General features: G+C 60.1%; 23 protein-coding genes and 1 riboswitch. Of the genes, 4 read left to right on the forward strand and 19 right to left on the reverse strand.

The window, feature by feature from the left end; translation table 11 throughout:
* Positions 1 to 133 precede the first annotated feature (133 nt).
* The gene (locus tag AC2CGI_RS19415) at positions 134 to 1,297 is read right to left on the reverse strand and encodes a M20 peptidase aminoacylase family protein (RefSeq protein ID WP_075685625.1); all 1,164 of its coding nucleotides are present in this window, start codon (positions 1,295 to 1,297) and stop codon (positions 134 to 136) included.
* 344 nt (positions 1,298 to 1,641) lie between these two features.
* Between AC2CGI_RS19415 and cspE the strand changes: the two genes are divergently transcribed.
* Positions 1,642 to 1,851, forward strand: coding sequence for a transcription antiterminator/RNA stability regulator CspE (gene cspE / locus AC2CGI_RS19420; RefSeq protein WP_004940030.1), 210 nt, complete (start codon positions 1,642 to 1,644; stop codon positions 1,849 to 1,851).
* 57 nt (positions 1,852 to 1,908) lie between these two features.
* Here the strand turns inward: cspE and AC2CGI_RS19425 are convergent, their stop codons facing one another.
* The 3 genes from AC2CGI_RS19425 to crcB all read right to left on the reverse strand — a co-directional run bounded on the left by AC2CGI_RS19425 (position 1,909) and on the right by crcB (position 4,374).
* Positions 1,909 to 3,099 (reverse strand): multidrug effflux MFS transporter, encoded by a 1,191-nt coding sequence (locus tag AC2CGI_RS19425; protein ID WP_021504628.1) that lies wholly within the window; start codon positions 3,097 to 3,099, stop codon positions 1,909 to 1,911.
* 6 nt (positions 3,100 to 3,105) lie between these two features.
* A complete protein-coding gene (locus AC2CGI_RS19430; RefSeq protein WP_021504627.1) occupies positions 3,106 to 3,702 on the reverse strand; it encodes a TetR/AcrR family transcriptional regulator in 597 nt (198 codons plus the stop codon).
* 288 nt (positions 3,703 to 3,990) lie between these two features.
* Positions 3,991 to 4,374: a fluoride efflux transporter CrcB gene (crcB, locus tag AC2CGI_RS19435; RefSeq protein WP_004940022.1), complete on the reverse strand. Its 384-nt coding sequence runs from the start codon at positions 4,372 to 4,374 to the stop codon at positions 3,991 to 3,993.
* A gap of 79 nt (positions 4,375 to 4,453) precedes the next feature.
* A riboswitch (Fluoride riboswitch) is annotated at positions 4,454 to 4,516 on the reverse strand.
* 83 nt (positions 4,517 to 4,599) lie between these two features.
* On the opposite strand from crcB, the gene AC2CGI_RS19440 reads away from it, so the two are divergent.
* Positions 4,600 to 5,028 carry a GNAT family N-acetyltransferase gene (locus tag AC2CGI_RS19440; RefSeq protein WP_021504626.1) on the forward strand — a complete coding sequence of 143 codons (429 nt, stop codon included), beginning with the start codon at positions 4,600 to 4,602 and terminating at the stop codon, positions 5,026 to 5,028.
* 1 nt (position 5,029) lies between these two features.
* On the opposite strand, the gene AC2CGI_RS19445 is transcribed toward AC2CGI_RS19440, so the two are convergent.
* Entirely contained in the window at positions 5,030 to 6,097 is a 1,068-nt protein-coding gene (locus AC2CGI_RS19445; protein WP_075685620.1) for a diguanylate cyclase, read from the reverse strand.
* Between the two features lie 218 nt (positions 6,098 to 6,315).
* On the opposite strand from AC2CGI_RS19445, the gene tatA reads away from it, so the two are divergent.
* Positions 6,316 to 6,531, forward strand: a complete 216-nt coding sequence (gene tatA / locus AC2CGI_RS19450; protein ID WP_004940019.1) for a Sec-independent protein translocase subunit TatA — start codon at positions 6,316 to 6,318, stop codon at positions 6,529 to 6,531.
* Positions 6,532 to 6,624: 93 nt separating this feature from the next.
* Here tatA and lipA read toward each other — a convergent pair whose 3' ends face one another.
* From lipA to leuS, 13 genes are all read right to left on the reverse strand, one after another.
* Complete coding sequence (gene lipA, locus AC2CGI_RS19455) at positions 6,625 to 7,590, reverse strand: lipoyl synthase (RefSeq protein WP_004940018.1); 966 nt, start codon at positions 7,588 to 7,590, stop codon at positions 6,625 to 6,627.
* Positions 7,583 to 8,251 carry a lipoyl(octanoyl) transferase LipB gene (lipB, locus tag AC2CGI_RS19460; RefSeq protein ID WP_015376934.1) on the reverse strand — a complete coding sequence of 223 codons (669 nt, stop codon included), beginning with the start codon at positions 8,249 to 8,251 and terminating at the stop codon, positions 7,583 to 7,585. The genes lipA and lipB overlap by 8 nt, the downstream gene beginning before the upstream one ends.
* 134 nt (positions 8,252 to 8,385) lie before the next feature.
* On the reverse strand, positions 8,386 to 8,652 hold the full coding sequence (gene ybeD, locus AC2CGI_RS19465) for a DUF493 family protein YbeD (RefSeq protein ID WP_004940012.1): 267 nt from the start codon (positions 8,650 to 8,652) through the stop codon (positions 8,386 to 8,388).
* A gap of 104 nt (positions 8,653 to 8,756) precedes the next feature.
* Positions 8,757 to 9,968: a D-alanyl-D-alanine carboxypeptidase DacA gene (dacA, locus tag AC2CGI_RS19470; protein ID WP_004940010.1), complete on the reverse strand. Its 1,212-nt coding sequence runs from the start codon at positions 9,966 to 9,968 to the stop codon at positions 8,757 to 8,759.
* A gap of 180 nt (positions 9,969 to 10,148) precedes the next feature.
* Entirely contained in the window at positions 10,149 to 11,231 is a 1,083-nt protein-coding gene (rlpA, locus tag AC2CGI_RS19475; protein ID WP_076740490.1) for an endolytic peptidoglycan transglycosylase RlpA, read from the reverse strand.
* A gap of 10 nt (positions 11,232 to 11,241) precedes the next feature.
* The gene (mrdB, locus tag AC2CGI_RS19480; RefSeq protein WP_004940006.1) at positions 11,242 to 12,354 is read right to left on the reverse strand and encodes a peptidoglycan glycosyltransferase MrdB; all 1,113 of its coding nucleotides are present in this window, start codon (positions 12,352 to 12,354) and stop codon (positions 11,242 to 11,244) included.
* Between the two features lie 8 nt (positions 12,355 to 12,362).
* Positions 12,363 to 14,258, reverse strand: coding sequence for a peptidoglycan DD-transpeptidase MrdA (gene mrdA, locus AC2CGI_RS19485; RefSeq protein ID WP_015376936.1), 1,896 nt, complete (start codon positions 14,256 to 14,258; stop codon positions 12,363 to 12,365).
* Between the two features lie 38 nt (positions 14,259 to 14,296).
* Entirely contained in the window at positions 14,297 to 14,767 is a 471-nt protein-coding gene (gene rlmH / locus AC2CGI_RS19490; protein ID WP_004940002.1) for a 23S rRNA (pseudouridine(1915)-N(3))-methyltransferase RlmH, read from the reverse strand.
* 3 nt (positions 14,768 to 14,770) lie between these two features.
* Positions 14,771 to 15,088 (reverse strand): ribosome silencing factor, encoded by a 318-nt coding sequence (rsfS, locus tag AC2CGI_RS19495; protein ID WP_015376937.1) that lies wholly within the window; start codon positions 15,086 to 15,088, stop codon positions 14,771 to 14,773.
* Positions 15,089 to 15,282: 194 nt separating this feature from the next.
* On the reverse strand, positions 15,283 to 15,945 hold the full coding sequence (nadD, locus tag AC2CGI_RS19500) for a nicotinate-nucleotide adenylyltransferase (RefSeq protein WP_076740489.1): 663 nt from the start codon (positions 15,943 to 15,945) through the stop codon (positions 15,283 to 15,285).
* The gene (gene holA, locus AC2CGI_RS19505) at positions 15,935 to 16,969 is read right to left on the reverse strand and encodes a DNA polymerase III subunit delta (RefSeq protein ID WP_015376939.1); all 1,035 of its coding nucleotides are present in this window, start codon (positions 16,967 to 16,969) and stop codon (positions 15,935 to 15,937) included. Before holA ends, nadD begins: the two co-directional genes overlap by 11 nt.
* Positions 16,966 to 17,526 carry an LPS assembly lipoprotein LptE gene (lptE, locus tag AC2CGI_RS19510; protein ID WP_049242706.1) on the reverse strand — a complete coding sequence of 187 codons (561 nt, stop codon included), beginning with the start codon at positions 17,524 to 17,526 and terminating at the stop codon, positions 16,966 to 16,968. Before lptE ends, holA begins: the two co-directional genes overlap by 4 nt.
* A gap of 14 nt (positions 17,527 to 17,540) precedes the next feature.
* Entirely contained in the window at positions 17,541 to 20,123 is a 2,583-nt protein-coding gene (gene leuS, locus AC2CGI_RS19515; protein ID WP_015376941.1) for a leucine--tRNA ligase, read from the reverse strand.
* 286 nt (positions 20,124 to 20,409) lie between these two features.
* Between leuS and AC2CGI_RS19520 the strand changes: the two genes are divergently transcribed.
* Positions 20,410 to 20,892 (forward strand): zinc ribbon-containing protein, encoded by a 483-nt coding sequence (locus AC2CGI_RS19520; protein WP_004939988.1) that lies wholly within the window; start codon positions 20,410 to 20,412, stop codon positions 20,890 to 20,892.
* A gap of 40 nt (positions 20,893 to 20,932) precedes the next feature.
* Here AC2CGI_RS19520 and AC2CGI_RS19525 read toward each other — a convergent pair whose 3' ends face one another.
* Positions 20,933 to 21,637: an FMN-dependent NADH-azoreductase gene (locus AC2CGI_RS19525; protein WP_015376942.1), complete on the reverse strand. Its 705-nt coding sequence runs from the start codon at positions 21,635 to 21,637 to the stop codon at positions 20,933 to 20,935.
* Positions 21,638 to 21,763: the final 126 nt, after the last annotated feature.

Genomic DNA, 21,763 nt, shown 5'->3' on the forward strand with positions numbered 1-21,763 from the left:
GATGAGCGGCAACGGGATGTAAAACAACAAAACAGCATATTCAAATGTTGAAAACTGCAAATATCACGGCGAGCGAAAATAATAATCCCCGACGCGGCATCAGCGGCGTCGGGGAAATACTATTTCACGTTATTCAGGCGTTGCTGAGGGCTTTTTTCGCTGCGGTGGTTAATTGTTGCAGCGTGCGCTCCGCCAGCAGCGAAAAATAGTGGGCGGCAGGGAGGAGGGCGCGTTCATCGGGATTGAAACGCGGATGATGCAGGCCGAATTCGCTGGCGGAGCCGATGCTGACGAACGCGCCCGGCACGTGATGCAGATACAGCGCGAAATCCTCGCCGCCCATCTGCAGCTCCGCCTCTTCGACCCGGTAGCCGGCTTCGGCGGCGACGGTTTTGCTGAACGCCGCCCAATGGGCGTCGTTGATCACCGCCGGCGGCCCCGGCTGCCAGTGGAGTTCGGCCTGCGCGCCGAGCGCGGCGGCGACGCCGTCGATCACCTGGCGAATTTTATCCGGCACCTGGCGGCGCACCGCGTCGCTGTGGGTGCGCACCGTGCCTTCCAGCTCCACGGTTTGCGGCAGCACGTTCCAGGTATTGCCGCCTTCGATGCGCGTCACGCTCACCACCAGCGATTCCAGCGAGCTGAAGCTGCGGCTGGGCAGTGTCTGCAGCGCGCCGACGATCTGGCTGGCGGTGACGATGGTATCGACGCCCTGTTCCGGTTTGGCGGCGTGGGCGCCTTTGCCGGTGATGCGGATCTGGAAGCGATCGACGTTGGCGTAAAACGGCCCGGCGCGGGTGGCGAAGGTGCCGGTGGGCAGCTCCGGCGCGTTATGCAGACCAAATACCGCCGCGACGTTATCCAGCGCGCCGGCGTCGATCAGGTGCCGGGCGCCGTTGAAGGTCTCTTCCGCCGGCTGGAAGAAGATGCGCACCGTGCCGGGCAGCTCGGCCTCACGCGCTTTGAGCAGGTGCGCGGCGCCGAGCATCACCGAGGTGTGGAAGTCGTGGCCGCAGGCGTGCATCACGCCGCTGTTTTGCGAGCTGAAAGGCACGTCGGCGATTTCGTCGATTGGCAGGGCGTCGATGTCGCCGCGCAGGGCGATGATCGGCCCCTTGCCGCTGCCGATCTCCGCCACGACGCCGGTTTTCAGCGCCAACGGCAGAATACGAATGCCCGCCTCTTGCAGCCAGCGGGTCAGGCGGGCGGTGGTGGCAAATTCGTGATTGGAAAGCTCCGGGTTTTGGTGCAGTTCACGCCGATAGGCGATGATCTTGTCTGCCAACTGGCTGGTCATAGGCTTGGCTCACAGTGGGAAATAAACCCTAACCCTAGTGCAGGGGCCGCCGAAGCAAAAAGACCATCTGGTTATATTTCATAGCGATTGTGTCTGCTCGACGCGTCAACGATGGGGGAAAGGGCAGGTTTAGGCGTTCGCGCGTTGTTCGCCGGCGCAGGGAGAGGATTGGCCTGGAACGGTAACGTATCGCAACCGGTGCAATGCATTTACACCGGGCAACACGGATTTTTTCACTCTTTATCGGATTTCTGTGATCGCGGTGGTGGACAAAATCCTGCCTGCTTGCTGTACTGTAATCGACACAGGTTTTGTGTCTTTCATTCACGTTAAAGGTAAGTTTGATGTCTAAGATTAAAGGTAGCGTTAAGTGGTTTAATGAATCCAAGGGCTTCGGTTTCATTACTCCGGAAGATGGTAGCAAGGACGTTTTCGTTCACTTCTCTGCCATCGTTAGCAACGGTTTCAAAACGCTTGCTGAAGGCCAGCGTGTAGAATTTGAAATCACGAACGGTGCCAAAGGCCCATCTGCCGCTAACGTTACTGCTATCTAAGCTGCGTAGCTGAATTTCTTAAAACCCGCTCATTGAGCGGGTTTTTTATTGGGCGCATTATGCTTCGCTGCGGCGGGCCAACAGGCTGAACAGCAGGATGGCGACGGCGTAACAGCCGACGATGGTCAGCGCCATCGACAGGCCTGAGGTGCCGCCCAGCCCGGTGAGCGGCACGGCGCAGGCGCCGAGCGCGAACATGCACACGCCGATCAAGGCCGACGCGCTGCCGGCTTTGTCCCCCTGGCTTTGCATCGCCAGCGACGAGGCGGTCGGGCCGACGATGCCGATCACCGCCACCGAGAAGAACAGCGGCACCAGCAACACGACCAGCGGCGCATGCAGCGCGGCGGCCAACAGCAGCAACAGCGACGCGACGGCCGCCAGCGTTAACCCGCCCCTCAACACCCGGCGTTCCCCCCAACGTGAACTGAGACGGCTGGCCAGCTGCGCCGCAATGATCAGCCCGACGCCGTTAATGGCGAAGCACAGGCTGAACATCTGCGGGCTGAGGCCGTAGATCTGCTGCAAGACGAAAGGCGAAGCGCCGATATAGGCGAACATGCCGGCCATTACGAAGCCCTGCGTCAGGCACAGGCCCATGAAATAGCGCTGGGTCAGCAACCCGCCGAGCGACATCAGCATCGCCAGAATGCCGCCCTGGCTGCGGCGCTCGACCGGCAGGGATTCGCGCAGCTTCAGCGCCGACAGGCTGAACAGCAGCACGGCGATGGCCGCCAGCACGCCGAAGATGCCGCGCCAGTTCATCACCTGCAGCATCACGCCGCCCAGCACCGGCGCGACGATCGGCGCCAGGCCGTTAACCAGCATCAGCAAGGCGAAGAAACGGGTCAGCTCATGGCCGGCGTACAGATCGCGAGCAATGGCGCGAGAAATCACCGCGCCGCCGGCGCCGGCGATGCCCTGCAGCAGGCGAGCGATCAGCAACTGGTCGATGGTGGGCGCCAGCGCGCACCACAGCGAAGCGCCCAGCAGCAGGATCAGCGACAGCAGGAGCGGGCGCATGCGGCCCAGCTTGTCGCTGTAAGGGCCGAAAATCAGTTGGCCGACGCCCAGGCCTAGCAGCCCGGCGGTCAGGCTGAGCTGCGCGGCGGCGGTGGAGGTATTCAGCTCGCCCGCCATTTCCGGCAGGGCGGGCAGATAGAGATCGGTGCACAGCGGCCCCAGCGCGGCCAGCAGGCCAAGCACGACGGCGTACACCAGACGTTGTCTGGCTAAGTGTTTGGTCATGGGAGATTAAGATTTCCTGAACAGGTGAGAAATGGCCTGCTGATACAGATCGCGCAGCAGGGACGCATCGGCTTTTTGCGTGGTAAGGATCCGGTAACCGGTGCCTTCGCTCATGACGGCGATAAACTCCACCCGGGCGGCGATCTCTTCCGCGCTGAAATCGGGATACAGCCGCTGCAGGTTGTGGCACACGTGGCGAAACAGCCGCGCTTCCGCATCGCTGAGCAATTTGGCCACCACCGGGTTGCGCGTGGCCTCGGCGGTCACTTCCAGCATCAGCATGTGATCGGTTTCGCTCTCGCCCGGTTGCTGAAACAGCGTGCGCGCCGCCAGCGTACCGGCGATCAGGTTGATGTGATCGCCAAGGTTTTCCAGGCGCTGCATCTTGCTGGTGATGATGCGGTTGACGATCTCTTCGATGATCGCGTCTTTATTGGCGAAATAGCGATAGATTTGCCCGACGCTAAGCTGCGAGCCTTGGGCGATCTCCGCCATGCTGGCGGCATGGAAGCCGTGGCGGCGGAAGCTGGTTTTCGCCGCTTCGACGATCTGATCGCGGCGAGCCTGCACTTTGGCCTGTTTACTGTCGTTGGGGGGGAGCATCTGCCCGATCCTTTGCTACGCGTGAGCCGGGTTCACATTTTTGGGTGTGAACGTTCATTCTCAATTGTAGTGTAACCGACCGGAAAGACGCAAGATGAACGCGTGCTGCGATAAAAGGCGTTTAAGCGAACAGGTAGGATTTGATAAAGGCGGCGACGATCAGCACGCACAGCGCAACGGCGATCGCTTCGGCGGCGGTTTTCGGCAGGCTAAACATAGCGATTTCTCATCCAGTCAGGGGTACTGGATGAGATTATGCGCATGCAAGATTAAGGAAACATTAAGGCCTTATCGCCCGTTGACCCACATCACCAGCATAAAGGCCAGCAGCGTCATCGCCAGCGAGCCGGCCAGGTTGAGCAGCATGTTGGCCAGCGCCCAGCCGAAGCGGCCATCCTGCATCAGGTATACCACCTCCAGCGAAAAGGTGGAGAAGGTGGTCAGGCCGCCGCAGAATCCGGTGGTGATCAGTAATTTCCAGGTGGGATCCAGATGCGTCATGCGGGTGAAAATCGCCATCGCCAGGCCGATGATAAAACCGCCGATCAGATTGACCATCAGCGTACCGAGCGGAATGTGGGCGTTCAGCGGATTCATTTTCATACTTACCGCCCAGCGCAAAACGCTGCCGACGCCGCCGCCGATAAATACGGCCAGTAAAGAGCTCAACATGGGGCAACTACCTTTCAATCAGAGAAATTCACGAGGCTCGGAAAGGGACAGGCGTAACGCTACGCGCCTCTCTCCGAGAGGTTACGTAGACATCATCAGCCTGTGAAGGCGGTTAGGGAGGAATGTCATCTCCAGCGTGCCGCACGGCCTTTTTCGCCGCACCCGGTGGATGTTACACCTAATGCCGCCTATTTTGTAGTATCGACACTCTGCGAGGTAAAACGGATGGAAATCAGAACGGCGCGTCTGAGCGACCGGCACGCTATCGCTGAATTAATGGCGGCGCTGGATTATCCTGGCACCGAGGCGTTTCTGACACAGCGGATGCACCAACTTCTGGCGCACCCGGACGAGGCGTTGCTGGTGGCGGAGCAGGGCGAACAAGTGCTGGGCGTGTTGTCGCTGCATTTTCTGCCGCAGTTGGCGTTGGCCGGCGACATTGGCCGCATCAGCTATTTTTGCGTCGACGATCGGGCGCGCGGCGCGGGCGTAGGGCGGCGGTTGCTGGCGGCAGGCGAGGCGCTGGCGCACCGTCGCGGCTGCGATCGGCTGGAAGTCCATTGCCACAGCCGCCGCGAGCGGGCGCATGCGTTTTACCGGCGTGAAGGCTTTGTCGAAGCGCCGAAGTATTTTGCCAAGTTATTAAGTCAGTAAGTTACTCCCCTGGCGGCGCTGCCGTTTCCAGCCGGTTGCGGCCATTCTGCTTCGCCCGATAGAGCGCGCCGTCGGCCGCTTTCAGCCAGTCCAGATAGCCGCCCAGCGCGGGGTGGAAGTTAGCGATGCCGGCGCTGATCTGCAGCCGCAGCTGCGGCGCCTCCTTGAAGCTGACCGCGTCCAGCCGCTGCTGGATACGGCGCAGAACGATTTCCGCCTGTTCAGCGCTGGTGTTCGGCAGCACTGCGCCAAACTCGTCGCCGCCGTAGCGCCCGACGATATCCACGTTGCGCATGCCGATCAGCAGCTCTTCCGCCAACGCCGCCAGGGCTTCATCTCCCAGCGGATGGCCGAAGGTGTCGTTGATGGTTTTGAAGCGATCGATATCCATCAGGATCAGCGTGGCGTTGTCCTGGTAGCGGCGGCAGCTGTCGAACTGGCGATGCAGCAGGTGCTCCCAGTGGCGGCGGTTATACAGGCCGGTCAGCCCATCGCGGGTGCTGATGCGCTGCAGCTCCTGTTTCTTTTCCGCCAACCGTTTGGCGGTGCGGTAGGTCACCAGCCCAAGCAGCGTCGGATAAAGGTAGATCATCGGCAGGCACAGATAGATTTGCAGCGCCGTGCTGTGCGGGTGAAATGGGAAGCCGAGCAGCGCGGCGGTGAGCATCGCCGTAGCCAGTTGAATGGCCAATCCTTTGACAAACAGCGCTTTGCCGGCTGAAGCGATGTTATTCATGCTCATCATCGACAGGATGACGATGGCGGGCAGCGCGTTGAACGCCATCATCGCCGCCCAGAAGCCGCCGAAAGCGGAGTCGATCAACAGGTTGCGAATTTCGGCTTTGAACGGATCTTTGGCGCGGCAGGCCAGGCGGTACGCGAGATGCGGCCAGAGAAAGCCGTGAAAGGCCAGCAAGAGCCAGACCGCCGTGGGCGGAGCCAAGGGGTAGAGCGCGGCGCAAACGCAGATAAAGCCGAGCCCCAGACCGGCGACGCGGGGCAGATAGGTGCGTTTGGCGAAGCTGAGGCCGGATTTTCGGGCATCGAAAATGGGTGGAGCAATATACATCCGGCATCTCCCTGATAAGCATCACGGCAGAGTAGCATGCGGGTGATAAACTAAGAATAGTCTGGGATTCACGCCGTGAAGCCGTGTGGCATTCCTGCGACGGATCTCACTCTGTTACATGTTGCGGTTGTGCGAGCTGAAGGAAAGTCGCTAAATATTCGCAGGCAAGGTCAGTTTTTCTCGCTGTTCACGCAGCGCTCTATGATAAGAAGGTGAGTATGGAAGGTATCAGCATTACCAAACTTCTGGTGATTGCGGTGTTGGTGATTTTACTGTTCGGCACCAGCAAACTGCGCACGCTCGGCGCCGATCTTGGCGCGGCGCTGAAAGGCTTTAAAAAAGCCGTAGGCGACGACAGTACGCCGCCGGCCGCCGGCAACAATGCCGCCGAAAGCCAGTCCGCGCAGCAGAGCGTCGAGAAGAAAGACGTTTAATCTCGTCTGATGGCGCACAATAAAAAACGGATGCCTTGCGGACATCCGTTTTTTGGCGTTTTCGCCGTCTTTAGCGTAACAAACTATTACGCGTTATTTCACTTCCATCCCTTTGGCCTGCAGATCGGCGTGGTAAGACGAACGCACGAACGGGCCACAGGCGGCATGGGTGAAGCCCATCGCCATCGCTTCTTCTTTCATCTCGTCAAACTCGGCCGGGCTGACGTAGCGCTGCACCGGCAGGTGGTGACGGCTCGGCTGCAGGTACTGGCCCAGCGTCAGCATGGTCACGCCGTGGCGACGCAGATCGCGCATCACTTCAATGATTTCCGCGTTGGTTTCGCCCAGGCCAACCATCAGGCCTGATTTGGTCGGGATATCCGGGTGCGCTTCTTTAAAGCGCTCCAGCAGCTTCAACGACCACTCGTAGTTGGCGCCCGGGCGCACCTGGCGGTATACGCGCGGCACGTTTTCCAGGTTGTGGTTGAACACGTCCGGCGGCGTGGCGGTGAGGATCTCCAGCGCGCGATCCATACGGCCGCGGAAGTCCGGCACCAGCGTTTCAATTTTGATGTTCGGGCTCTTGGCGCGGATGGCCGAGATGCAGTCGGCAAAGTGCTGAGCGCCGCCGTCGCGCAGATCGTCGCGGTCAACCGAGGTGATCACCACATAACGCAGCGCCATGTCGGCGATGGTTTGCGCCAGCTTTTCCGGCTCGTTGGCGTCCGGCGCGATCGGGCGGCCGTGAGCCACGTCGCAGAACGGGCAGCGACGGGTGCAGATGGCGCCGAGGATCATAAAGGTGGCGGTACCGTGGTTGAAACACTCGGACAGGTTAGGGCACGAGGCTTCCTCACAGACGGAGTGCAGGCCGTTTTTACGCATCGCGGCTTTGATGCCCTGAATGCGCGTAGAGTCGGCAGGCAGTTTGATCTTCATCCACTCGGGTTTACGCAACAGCTCCTGCCGTTCGGTGACCACCGTTTTGACCGGGATCAGCGCCATTTTGTCAGCATCGCGGTATTTGACGCCGCGTTCCATCTGAATTGGTTTACTCATAATCGTGCAGGTTCCAGTTACGAAGCTCGACCGTCTGGTAGCCGAGTAAATGAACAAATTCCTGTACCAGGATTGGGTGTATGTCTTCAATGCCAACGCCGGGCGCCAGCGCGCTGACCTGCGTCATCTGCATGCCGGCGTAACCGCAAGGGTTGATGCGTTGGAAGGGGCTGAGATCCATCGCCACATTCAGGGCCAGGCCGTGGAATGAGCTGCCTTTGCGGATCCGCAAACCCAACGAACAGATTTTCTGCTCCCCCACGTACACGCCGGGCGCATCCGGACGGGCGCGCGATGCGAGGCGGAAGTGGGCGAGGGTGTTGATAACCGTATCTTCTATCGCCGTGACCAATTGGCGTACGCCGACCTTATTGCGCTTCAGATCGACCATCACGTACATCACCTGCTGGCCCGGCCCGTGGTAGGTCACCTGGCCGCCGCGATCGCTCTGGACAACCGGGATATCGCCGGGCATCAGCACGTGTTCGGCTTTGCCGGCCTGGCCCTGGGTGAATACCGGGTGATGCTGCACCAGCCACAGCTCGTCCGGCGTAGTCTCGGTACGACTGTCGGTGAAGTTATGCATGGCTTGGGATACAGGCGCGTAGGGCTGCAACCCCAGCTGACGCAAAATGATCTTGTCTGGTTGCAAAAGAGTCATCGTCAGGTTACAGAAGTGGTAAAGCCATTATACCGGGCGCTCCGGCTGGCGGCCAGCCTTTCGCTGACCAAAAATGCGCAACCCGGGAAGACGCTGCGCCATCCCGGGTTGATAAGCAGGGTTTTATGCTGGAATTACAGCACCATGCGAACAATTTCAATGTTGCCCAACTCCTCGTACAGGGTTTCGACCTGCTCGATGTGAGTGGCGTTGATGGTGATGGAGACCGAGTGGTAGTTGCCTTTGCTGCTTGGCTTAACCTGCGGGTTGTAATCGCCCGGCGCATGGCGCTGCACCACTTCAACTACCTGGTCAACCAGCTCAGGCTGCGCCAGGCCCATCACCTTGTAGGTAAACGAGCAAGGGAATTCGAGCAGTTCGTTCAGTTTAGTTTTTTGCATGTGCGTGCGCTCCAGAGTGCTAGCTAATCTATAAATTATAACTCCCGCCGGGGCGGGAGTTAATGTTATTCAGTATATGGGGGCAATTTCGCCCGTTTCAACCGTTAACCGAACCAGTGGTGGAACATCAGTTTGATGTAGTCCACGATGCGGCTGAAGAAACCACCTTCTTTCACTTCGTTCATCACCACCAGCGGACGCTGGTCGATGGTTTTGCCGTCCAGCTGGAAGTTGATGCTGCCCACCACCTGGTTTTTCGCCAGCGGCGCGTGAATTTCCGGCGTGTTCAGCACATAGCTGGCCTTCAGATCTTTCATGCGGCCGCGCGGGATGGTCAGGTAGACGTCTTTATCCACGCCCAGCTCAACGCGATCGGCATCGCCGAACCAGACCGGCTCGGAGGCGAACTCTTTACCGACTTTCAGCGGCGCCACGGTTTCGAAGAAGCGGAAGCCCCAGGTCAGCAGTTTCTTGCTCTCGGCTTCGCGGCCTTTGTAGGTGCGGCCGCCCATCACGGCGGAGATCAGACGCATCTGGCCTTCGGTCGCCGAAGCCACCAGGTTGTAACCCGCCGCGTCGGTGTGGCCGGTTTTGATGCCGTCGACGTTCAGGCTGTTATCCCACAGCAGACCGTTGCGGTTCATCTGGCGGATATTGTTGAAAGTGAACTCTTTTTCTTTGTAAATCGCGTACTCTTCCGGCACGTCGCGGATCAGCGCCTGGCCGATCAGCGCCATGTCGCGCGCCGAGCTGTACTGGCCCTGGGCATCCAGGCCGTGTACCGTCTGGAAGTGAGTGTTCTGCAGGCCCAGCTTGCTGACGTAGGTGTTCATCAGGTTGACGAACGCATCCTGGCTGCCGGCGACGTAGTCGGCCATCGCCACGCAGGCGTCGTTACCGGACTGCAGGTTGATGCCGCGGGTCAGTTTGGAGACCGGCACGCGATCGCCCGGCTTCAGGAACATCAGCGAGGAACCTTTGAACACCGGGTTGCCGGTCGCCCAGGCGTCCTGGCCGACGGTCACCAGATCGTCCTGGCCGATTTTACCCGCTTTCAGCGCCTGGCCGATGACGTAGCTGGTCATCATTTTGGTCAGGCTGGCCGGATCGCGACGCGCATCGGCGTTCATCTCGGCCAGCACCTTGCCGGAGTTGTAATCAATCAGGATGTACGCTTCCGCATCGATCTGCGGGACACCTGGGATCATGGTTTTGATGTTAACGTCATCGGCATGTGCAACGGAGGCTGCGCTCATTGCGATAACGGTGCCGAGTGCGATGCTTTTGATTAAGCGAAAAGAAGTTACTTGTTTCATGATCGGGACTACAACATCCGTGAAAGTAAAGTTAAAAAACGAGCCACACTATAGCAGATGCGATCCCGGCAGGCATTATCCATTCATCTGACTAATTGCGGTTAGTGCCCTTTTAGCTGCAAGAAAATGTTTCAGCTAAATAACCGCTTAACAGCCGTGAATGCCCGCCGGGTTTAACGCTCAGGGTGCAGCAGTAACGAAAGACTGTTGTTGCGCTTCGCTGGCCAGGCGTTGTTGCAGTTGGGCCGCCTGCTGACGGCTGCTGAACGGGCCGAGCTGGACGCGGTAAACATTGCCGTTGGCCGCTACTTTGCCCGGTACGCCAAACTGTTGGCTCAGGCTTTGCTGCCAGCTCTGGGCGCGCTCGGCGCTGCTCAACGCACCGACCTGCACCACGTAGCCGCCGGAGGAGGAAGCGGCAGCCATGCCGGCAGCGGCAGCGCCGGCCGCGACCGGTGCGGCTACTGCGGCGGCTTCAGGCTCGGCACTTTCCAGCACGCCGGCCGGTAATGCGCTTGGCGCGCCGAGGAAACCACTGCGGCCGTTGGCGGCGTTGCCGGCATTCGCAGGCGCGTCGTCATCGGTGCGCAGGGTGCTGTTATCAATAGGGCGCACCGCCGCGCCGCTGGCGACCGGCACGTCCTGTTGGATCGGGGTGCCCATGCCGCTGGAGCCAAGATCCGGGCGCGCCGGCAATGCGTAGCTCTGTTTCGCCACGATGGTGCCGATGGTGCCAGGGCCGCTCAGCGTGCCGTCCGGCGCCACGTTGATGAAATCGACCTTGACCTTGGTGTTGTTGGACAGGTTGAGGCGATCGGCGGCGGCTTTCGACAGATCGATGATACGGCCCTTGGTGTAAGGCCCGCGATCGTTGACGCGCACCACCAACTGACGGCCGTTGGCCAGATTGGTGACGCGCACGTAGCTTGGGATCGGCAGCGTTGGGTGGGCCGCAGTCAGGCCATTAGGATCGAACTGCTCGCCCAGCGCGGTGGTGTTGCCGTTGGCCTCTTCGCCATACCAGGCCGCCAGGCCGGTCTGCGAGAAGTTCTGCGGATCTTTTACGATGCGGTAAGTATCGCCATTAACCTTATAATCCTGCATGTTATTAGGGTTATAGGGTTCATATTGAGGCTCGACGCCGCCGATTTCCACCACCGGGCCGTTGTACGGCTGCGGAGGGGGTTGCTGTTCCGTGGTCGGGGCGGTACAGGCGGAGAGCAACACCGCCGCGACGCCGATCCAAAGCCATTCCTTACGCATTACTCACCTCTTATAAACTTTTAGACAGCATTTTCCGATGCGTGTGGATCGACATGATGATGCCGAAACCGGCCATCAACACTATCAGCGCCGAACCCCCGTAACTGACCAGAGGCAAAGGTACGCCAACTACCGGCAAAATGCCACTGACCATACCGATGTTAACAAAGACATAAACGAACAAAATCAGCATCAAGCCGCCGACCATCACGCGGCCGAAGGTAGTTTGCGCCTTGGCGGCGATCATCAGCCCGCGAATGATCACCAGCAGGTAGAGCGCCAGCAGCACCAACACCCCGATCAGCCCCAGCTCTTCGGCCAACACGGCGAAGATAAAGTCGGTATGGCGCTCCGGCAGGAACTCCAGCTGCGACTGGGTGCCGTGCAGCCAGCCCTTGCCGGACAGGCCGCCGGAGCCGATGGCGATCTTGGATTGAATGATGTGATAACCGGCGCCGAGCGGGTCGCTTTCCGGATCGAGCAGCATCATCACGCGGTCGCGTTGATAACCGTGCATCAGGAAGAACCACAGCACCGGGATAAAGGCCGCCAGCGCGACGGCGGCGACGGCGATCAGTTTCCAGCTCATGCCCGACAGAAACAGCACGAACAGGCCGGAGGCGGCGATCAGGATCGACGTGCCGAGATCCGGCTGCGCGGCCACCAGCAGCGTCGGCAGGAAGATCAGCACCAGCGCGATGGCGGTGTTTTTCAGCGAAGGCGGGCAGACATCGCGGTTCATAAAGCGCGCCACCATCAGCGGCACGGCGATCTTGGCGATTTCCGACGGCTGGAAGCGCACCACGCCGAGATCCAGCCAGCGCTGCGCGCCTTTACTGATCTGCCCGAAGGCGTCCACCAGGATCAGCAAAATCACGCAGAAGATATACAGATAGGGCGCCCAGCTTTCGTACACGCGCGGCGGGATCTGCGCCATGACGGCCATCACGATCAGCCCCATGACGATCTGCCCGATCTTGCGCTCCATCATGCCGATGTCCTGGCCGCTGGCGCTCCACATCACGAAGGCGCTGTAGACCAGCAGAGCCAGGATCAGCAGCAGGAACGTCGGATCAATGTGGATTTTGGTCCAGATCGAGCCTTTTTGTTGGCTTTCAGTCATGTTCTACCTTAGTCACCTTCTACGCCAGGCGGCAGCGGGGCCTCGCTTGGCAATTGCGTATTGTTGTCGCCCAGCAGAATATGGTCGAGGATCTGGCGGGTGATGGTGCCCACCGCCGGACCGGAGCCGCCGTTTTCCAGAATGATGGCGACCGACACCGTCGGGTTATTGAACGGCGCAAAGGCGGTCATCAGCTTGTGATCGCGCAGGTGCTCCGCCAGTTTATGGGCGTTGTAGGTTTCGTAACCGAAGACCTGTGCGGTGCCCGATTTCGCCGCGGCTTTATAAGATGCGTCCGCAAAGTACTTGCGCGCCGTCCCGTTCGGACGGTTGGCCACACCGTACATGCCGTCTTTGGCGATTTCCCAGAAGCCGGAGTGAATATCGCCGATCTGCGTGTTCTCTTCCTGTTTGAACGGCACCAGCGCGCCGTTGACGCGGGTGCTCTGCAGCAGGTGCGGCGTTTTGACGGTACCGTCGTTGATCAGGGTGTTCAGCGCCTTGGCCATCTGGATCGGCGTGGCGGTCCAGTAACCCTGACCGATGCCCACCGGAATGGTGTCGCCCTGATACCACGGTTTTTTATAGCGTTTCAGCTTCCATTCACGCGTCGGCATCAGGCCGGAGCGCTCTTCGGCCAGATCGATGCCGGTGTACTGGCCGTAACCGAATTTGGTCAGCCAGCTCGACAGCCGATCGATCCCCATATCATAGGCGACCTGATAGAAGTAGGTATCCGCGGATTCTTCCAGCGCTTTGGTGACGTTCAGGCGGCCGTGACCCCATTTTTTCCAGTCGCGAAAGCGTTTTTCCGAGCCGGGCAGTTGCCACCAGCCGGGATCGAACACTACGGTGTTCTTGGTGATCACGCCGGCGCTGAGTGCCGACACGGCGATATAAGGTTTCACCGTTGACGCGGGCGGATAAACCCCCTGCGTGGCGCGGTTGATCAGCGGGCGATTCGGATCGTTCAGCAGACCCTGATAGTCCTTGCTGGAAATGCCGTCCACGAACAGGTTCGGATCGTAGCTCGGATTGGACACCATCGCCAGGATGGCGCCGGTGCGCGGATCGCTCACCACCACCGCGGCGCGGCTGCCAACCAGCAGCTGTTCGATATAGCGCTGCAGATCAAGATCGAGCGTCAGATAGACGTCCTGGCCGGCGGAAGGCGGCTGCTCGTGCAATTGGCGGATCACCCGGCCGCGGTTGTTGACTTCAACCTCTTCGTAACCGGTTTTACCGTGCAGCGTGTCTTCGTAATAGCGTTCGATGCCCAGCTTGCCGATATCGTGGGTGGCGGCGTAGTTAGCCAGCTTGCCGTCTTTATCCAGACGTTCAACGTCGCGATCGTTGATCTTCGACACATAGCCGGTGACATGGGTGAGGGCGGATCCGTAAGGATAGTAGCGGCGCTGGTAGCCTTTCACTTCCACGCCGGGGAAGCGGAACTGATTGACCGCAAAGCGGGCGACCTGCACTTCGGTCAGCGCGGTTTTCACCGGAATGGAGACGAAACGGCGCGAGCGCTTGCGCTCTTTTTCGAAATTGGCGATGTCGTCGTCAGTCAGATCGACCACCGTGCGCAGCGCCTGCAGCGTGGCCTTGAGATCGTCGACCTTCTCCGGCATCAGCTCCAGCTGATAAATGGTGCGGTTGAGCGCCAGCGGGGTGCCGTTGCGATCGTAGATAATGCCGCGGCTGGGCGCGATGGGCACCAGCTTGATGCGGTTTTCGTTGGAACGGGTGCGGTAATCCTCGACGCGGACCACTTGCAGATTATACAGGTTGGCGATCAGGATGCCGGACAGCACCAGGATGACCAGGAACGCCACCAGGGCGCGGCGTACAAACAGGGCGGATTCAGCCGTATAGTCGCGAAAAGGGTTACGTTCTATTTTCATCCCGCTGCTTTATTTCACTCTGTCACGGTCACCACCGGCTATTCCCGGTGGTAAGGATGATTTGTTGTAATACTCCAGGCGCGGTAGAGGCTTTCGGCCACCAGGACGCGCACCAAAGGATGCGGCAGCGTCAACGGAGAAAGCGACCAGCTCTGCTCGGCAGCGGCTTTGCAGGCGGGCGCCAGCCCTTCCGGGCCGCCGATCAGCAAGCTGACATTGCGGCCATCCTGCTTCCAGCGCTCAAGCTGCTGCGCCAGCTGCGGCGTTTCCCACGGCGTGCCTGGGATATCCAGCGTAACGATGCGGTTGCCTTTGCCCACCGCCGCCAGCATCTGTTCGCCTTCCTTGTCCAGAATGCGCTTGATGTCGGCATTTTTGCCGCGTTTGCCGGCCGGGATCTCGGTCAGCTCAAACGGCATATCTTTGGGAAAGCGGTGCAGGTAATCCATAAAGCCGGTTTGCACCCAGTCTGGCATTTTGGTGCCGACCGCCACCAATTGCAGTTTCACCGCTTAGCTCCAGAGTTTTTCCAGCTCGTACAGGCGACGGCTTTCTTCCTGCATCACGTGTACGATCACTTCGCCCAGATCGACCACGATCCAGTCGGAGGCTTCCTGGCCTTTCATGCCGTACAGCTCCATGCCCGCGGCGCGGGATTCCTGCACCACGTGGCTGGCGATCGACATCACGTGGCGCGTTGAGGTGCCGGTGCAGATGATCATGCAATCGGTGATGCTGGATTTGCCCTGGACGTCCAGAGCGACAATGTCTTGGCCTTTCAGATCATCGATTTTATCGATGACGAAATCTTGGAGCGCTTTACCTTGCAAAGGTTCCCCCTCGGGTGTGTTCTGTTCAGTCGGCTGCGGCGGGCAAAATGCGCGCGCCGCGGCGTAACCGGATAATGGTTTCGGCAGGCTGCCGCTGAAAGCCAGCTAACTGGTGACTGCCCGGCCAGCTAAGGTTTCCGGGGTTTTCAGCGGATACCTGAAAAATAGCGGCGCAGTATATCACGCACCTTTCACTAGCGATATAAACCCTGCAACTCGATATAGCGCTGCACCGGGCGCGGCAGCAGGTCGTCGCAGTTGAGGCCCTGATGGCGGCGCTGGCGGATCTCGGTGGCGGAAATTTCCAGCTCCGGCGTATCGGCCAGATAGATATAGCCGTGCGGGCGACGGCTGAGCAGCGCCGGGTCGGCGGTGCGATGGCGTTCCAGCCACTGCTGCAGTTCCGGCGTGTCCATGCGATCGTTATAGCCCGGGCGCGCCAGCACCAGCAGGTGGCAGACGTCCAACAGCGCCTGCCAGCGGTGCCACTTATGCAGCGTCAGCAGCGAGTCCTGGCCAATAATAAACGCCAGCGGCTGGGCGGCGCCACGCTCTTTACGAATCGTTTCCAACGTCTCGATGGTGTAGGAGGGCGTGGTGCGGTGCAGTTCGCGATCGTCGACCGCAAACAGCGGGTTGCCGGCGATCGCCAGCTCGACCATCTTCAGGCGCTGTTGCGCATTGGCCTCCGGCTGCGGGCGGTGCGGCGGCACATGGTTAGGCAGCAGCGTGACGCGATTCAGGCCCACTTCGGCGGCCAGCGCCTCCACCGGCCGCAGGTGGCCATAGTGGATCGGATCAAAGGTGCCGCCGAACAGCGCGTGCAAAACGGTGGGGTGTTCCGGGTTAGTGGGCATCGCTAAAACTCGTGGCCAGGGGTTTGCCGCACAGCAGCATCGACAGGGTTTCCAGTTCCGGCCAGACCGACTGGCCATAGTCCTGCTTGAGGGTCAGCTCGATTTGCGTCAGCAGCTGTACCGCCTGCTGCAGCTGGGGGCCGGACAGGCGTTGCAACGCCTGGGTCACCAACGGGCGGCGGTTCTGCCAGACCTTGTGCTGATCGAACAGCGAGCGCAGCGGCGCAGACGCCATGCGGCGCTGCAGCGTCAGCAGCAGCAGCAGTTCGCGCTGCAGGGTGCGCAGCAGGATCACCGGCTCCACGTCCTCTTGCTGCAACTGCTGCAAGATATGCCAGGCGCGCTTGCTCTTGCCGGCCAGCAGGGCATCCAGCCAGTGGAACGGCGTGAAGTGGGCGGCGTCGTTCACCGCCTGCTCGACGCGCGGCAGGGTGAGCTTGCCGTCCGGGTGCAGCAGCGACAGCCGCTCCAGCGCCTGCGACAGCGCCAGCAGGTTGCCTTCGTAGCAGTAACACAGCAGCTGATTGGCAGCGTCGTCCAACTCCAGCTTCATCGCTTTGGCGCGCGCGGCGACCCAGCGTGGCAGCTGCGCCTGTTCAGGCGTCTGGCAACTGACGAGAGCGCCGTGCGGGCTGAGCGCCTTGAACCAGGCGCTGTTTTCCTGCGCTTTGGTGAGGCGCGGGCCGCGCAGGATCAGCAGAATATCCTCGTGCAGCAGCGTGGCGAGTTTGCTCAACTGCTCACCGATCGGCGCCGTCGGGCCGTTTTCCGGGAAGATCAGCAGCAGCGTCTGGCGGCTGGCGAACAGGCTCATCGCCTGGCAGATGCCGAAGATGGCGTCCCAGTCAGTATGGGCGTCGAGGGAAATGCTGTAGTGCTCGCTGAACTGCTGCTGTTGCGCGGCCTGCCGGAGTAAATCCTGGCTTTCCTGCAGCAGCAGCGGTTCATTGCCGCTCAATAAATAACAAGCGCGCAGCCCCTCTCGGAGCTGCGCGGCAAGTTGTTCCGGATAAATGCGGATCATTGTGCGGTTTGGCTTGCCGCTCGTTCGCCGACGGCAGCGGCTTTCTGCCGGTTCTCTTCTTCCGCCGCATGCACGGTCAGCAGTTTACGCACCAGTTGCTGCGCCGCCTGCTCACGCATTTCCTGGCGAATGATCTCCTGCTCGGAGTCCTTGGCCAGCGCGGTCAGCGGGTTGTCGAAGAACGAACGGAACACTTTCACCGACAGCGGATACAGGTCGTGGCCCGGGAGCAGCACCTGCGCCTGCACGGTCAGCACCAGCTGGTACTCGGCGGTTTTACCGTCCTGGAAGATCGAGGCGGTATCCTGGCTTTCCGTCGCGCCGACGATGCGCAGGGAAGGCACGTCTTTACGCTTCGGATCGCTGACGATGGTCACGGCGTTCAAACGCAGCTGCTCACGCACCGCTCGCGTCAATGGCCCGTAAGGATCCGAACTGTCCAGGATCAGCGTTTTCATTTCATTAGGCACCTGCGTGGTGCCACGCAGGTGAAAACCGCAGCCGGCGGTGACCAACACCGCCAACCCCAGCAACAGCGTCAGAATACGTTGTCGCACAACTCCTCCTTGTGTTAACCCACAACCAGGTTAAGCAGTTTGCCCGGAACGTAAATCACTTTGCGAATCGTGACGCCGTCCAGATATTTAGCCACCAGATGCTCTTCGGCAGCGCGCGCGCGCACTTGCTCTTCGGTCGCATCGGCAGATACGGTGATTTTAGCGCGAACCTTGCCGTTCACTTGCACCACCACCAGCTTGGAGTCCTCGACCATCGCCTGTTCGTCGGCAACCGGCCATGGCGCGGTGTCCACGTCGCCTTCGCCGCCCAGCGCCTGCCACAGGGTGAAGCACACGTGAGGGGTGAACGGATACAGCATGCGCACCACGGCCAGCAGCGCTTCTTGCAGCAGCGCGCGATCCTGCTCGCTCTCCTGCGGCGCGCGGGCCAGCTTGTTCATCAGCTCCATCACGGCGGCGATTGCGGTGTTGAAGGTCTGACGGCGGCCGATATCGTCGGTCACTTTGGCGATGGTTTTGTGCAGATCGCGGCGCAGCGCTTTCTGCTCTTCGTTCAGCGACGCCACGTCCAGCGGCTGCACCGCGCCTTTTTCCACGTGATCGTAGGCCAGTTTCCACACGCGTTTCAGGAAGCGGTTAGCCCCTTCCACGCCGGATTCCTGCCACTCCAGCGTCATTTCTGCCGGTGAAGCGAACATCATGAACAGACGCACGGTGTCCGCGCCGTATTTTTCCACCATCTCCTGCGGGTCGATGCCGTTGTTCTTCGACTTCGACATTTTGCTCATGCCAGCATAGACCAGTTCACGGCCTTGCGGATCCGTAGCCTTGATGATGCGGCCCTTGTCGTCGCGCTCGACGGTGGCGTCAACCGGGGATACCCAGACGCGCTCGCCGCTGTTGCCGGTGTAGTAGAAGGCGTCGGCCAGCACCATGCCCTGACACAGCAGGCGCTTGGCCGGCTCATCGGAATCCACCAGGCCCGCATCGCGCATCAGCTTGTGGAAGAAGCGGAAGTACATCAGGTGCATGATGGCGTGCTCGATGCCGCCGATATATTGATCGACCGGCAGCCAGTAGTTGGCGGCGGCCGGATCCAGCATGCCCTGGTCATACTGCGGGCAGGTGTAGCGTGCGTAGTACCAGGAGGACTCCATAAAGGTGTCGAAGGTGTCGGTTTCGCGCAGCGCCGGCTGGCCGTCGACGGTGGTTTTCGCCCACTCAGGGTCGGCCTTGATCGGGCTGGTGATGCCGTCCATGACCACGTCTTCCGGCAGGATCACCGGCAGCTGGTCTTCCGGCGTCGGCATTACGGTGCCGTCTTCCAGCGTCACCATCGGGATTGGCGCGCCCCAGTAACGCTGGCGGGAGACACCCCAGTCGCGCAGACGGTAGTTAACCTTACGCTGGCCTACGCCCTTGGCGACCAGTTTGTCGGCGATGGCGTTGAAGCCCGCTTCATTGTCCAGACCGTCGAACTCGCCGGAGTTGAACAGCGCGCCTTTGTCGGTCATCGCTTCGGCGCTCACGTCAGGCTGGCTGCCGTCGAGGTTCAGGATCACCGGTTTGATCGGCAAATCATATTTGGTGGCGAATTCCCAGTCGCGCTGGTCGTGCGCCGGTACTGCCATCACGGCGCCGGTGCCGTATTCCATCAGCACGAAGTTGGCGACCCACACCGGCAGCTTCTCGCCGCTCAGCGGGTGGACCACGAACAGGCCGGTCGGCATGCCTTTCTTCTCCATCGTCGCCATTTCTGCTTCGGCCACTTTGGTGTTGCGGCATTCGTCGATGAACTCGGTCAGCGCCGGGTTGTTGCGCGCGCCCTGTTGCGCCAGCGGGTGGCCCGCGGCGACCGCCACGTAGGTGGCGCCCATGAAGGTGTCCGGGCGGGTGGTGTAAACCGTCAGCTTCTCTTCGCTGTCCGCCACGTCGAAGGTGATTTCCACGCCTTCGGAGCGGCCAATCCAGTTGCGCTGCATGGTTTTCACCTGCTCCGGCCAGCTTTCAAGCGTGTCCAGATCGTTCAGCAGCTGATCGGCGTAAGCGGTGATTTTGATGAACCACTGCGGGATCTCTTTACGTTCGACCTTGGTGTCGCAGCGCCAGCAGCAGCCGTCGATAACCTGTTCGTTGGCCAGCACGGTCAGATCGTGCGGACACCAGTTCACCGCCGAAGTCTTCTTGTAGACCAGGCCTTTTTCATACAGCTTGGTGAAGAACCACTGTTCCCAGCGGTAGTATTCCGGCTGGCAGGTGGCGATTTCGCGATCCCAGTCGTAGCCGAAGCCCAGCAGTTTCAGCTGGTTCTTCATGTATTCGATGTTGTCGTAGGTCCACGGGGCCGGCGCGGTGTTGTTTTTCACCGCTGCGCCTTCCGCCGGCAGGCCGAACGCATCCCAGCCGATCGGCTGCAGTACGTTTTTGCCCAGCATGCGCTGATAGCGCGAGATCACGTCGCCGATAGTGTAGTTACGAACGTGGCCCATGTGCAGTCGGCCGGACGGGTAAGGCAGCATGGATAGGCAGTAGTACTTTTCCTTGCTGTCGTCTTCGGTAACTTTGAAAGTCTGCTTCTCTTGCCAGTGAAGCTGTACGTTCGATTCTATGTCTTCTGGACGGTATTGCTCTTGCATGGCGGCCGGTGGTCCTGTTGGTGTAAACCGTTGCCCCGGTCAGAGGCAACGCAATGAACATTTAGTATTCGTAGATCCGCATAGCATAGCTGATAAGACCTCCCGGCAACAACTCCAAGCGCCTGACTCGGCGCATTTAAAAAAAACGCCGTCATGACGCGGCTCACAACCTGCGGATCCCGCGTCTTGCCAAGTGACATCAGTCATTTACGGCTAAAATAAGAACAAGTAGCTTAGGGGGGATCCCTACAGCCAAGTCCGGCGCAGCGTTTATTGAGGAGAGTCTATGAACAAGGTTGCTCAGTATTACCGCGAATTGGTGGCATCGCTGAGCGAACGCCTGAAAAACGGCGAACGCGATATCGATGAACTGGTGGCCAGCGCGGAGCGGCGCTTGAACGAGGCCGAAGATTTGACCCGCGACGAAGTGCGGCAGGTGACGCAGGCGGTGCGGCGCGATCTGGAGGAGTTCGCTCGCAGCTATCAGGAGAGCCGGGACGAGTTTACCGACAGCGTGTTTATGCGCGTGATCAAAGAGAGCCTGTGGCAGGAACTGGCGGATATCACCGACAAAACCCAGCTGGAGTGGCGCGAGGTGTTCAAGGATGTCAGCCACCACGGCGTTTACCACAGCGGTGAAGTGGTGGGGCTGGGCAATCTGGTGTGCGAGCAGTGTCACTACCATTTGGCGTTTTACACGCCGGAGGTGCTGCCGCTCTGCCCGAAATGCGGTCACGACCAGTTCCAGCGCCGGCCGTTTGAACCTTGATGACGTTCCCCGCCAGGGCGGGGAACGCTAAGGCCGGCGTTTAACGGAACAGTTTCTTCAGCAGGTTGCTCAGGAAACCGCCGCTGACGGTTGCCGGGGCAACGTCCGCCTGCGCCGGTGCGCTGGCCGGTACGGCGACGCCGGCCGGGATTTTCTGCACGACTGCGATGCGGCTGTCCTGGGCGGCTTTCTCCGCCGCTTCCGGGCCATAGGCGAAGCCTTCCGCCAGCACGAATTCAACGTCGGTGATGCCGATAAAGCCCAGGAACAACTTCACGTACGGCGTGATCAGATCCGTCGGCGTGTCGGCGTGGATGCCACCGCGGCTGGAGATGACGATCGCTTTCTTGCCCGTCACCAGCCCTTCGGCGCCAGCGGAGGTATAGCGGAACGTCTGGCCGGCGCGGGCGATAAGATCGAAGTAGATCTTCAGCTGCGTCGGGATGTTGAAGTTGTACATCGGGGCGCTGATGATCAGCGTGTCGTGCGATTTCAGCTCGGCAATCAGCTCATCGGACAGCGCCAGGGTGCTTTGCTGATGCGGCGTCAGCGGTTTGTCGCCGGCGGTAAAGCCGGCCATCACTTCACCATCCAGCTCCGGCAGCGTTGGGTTGGCCAAATCACGCACGGTAAACGTGTCTTCAGGGTGAGTTTCACGCCATTGTTCAACAAAAAAATCGACTAATTTTCCAGACTGGGAATATTCACCCAGAATGCTTGATTTCAGGACCAGTACGCGGCTCATTGGCTTATCTCCAGGCGAAGGCTAATCGGTAACGATGTCAGTCGGTGTAAATGCATGGTAGAGGCAAGCCATGAACAGTGATAGCGCAAAAATTCGCTGAGTTAAATCAAAAAAGTTGAATGAGGG

It is taken from the genome of Serratia sp. LSHTC3, assembly GCF_057197125.1.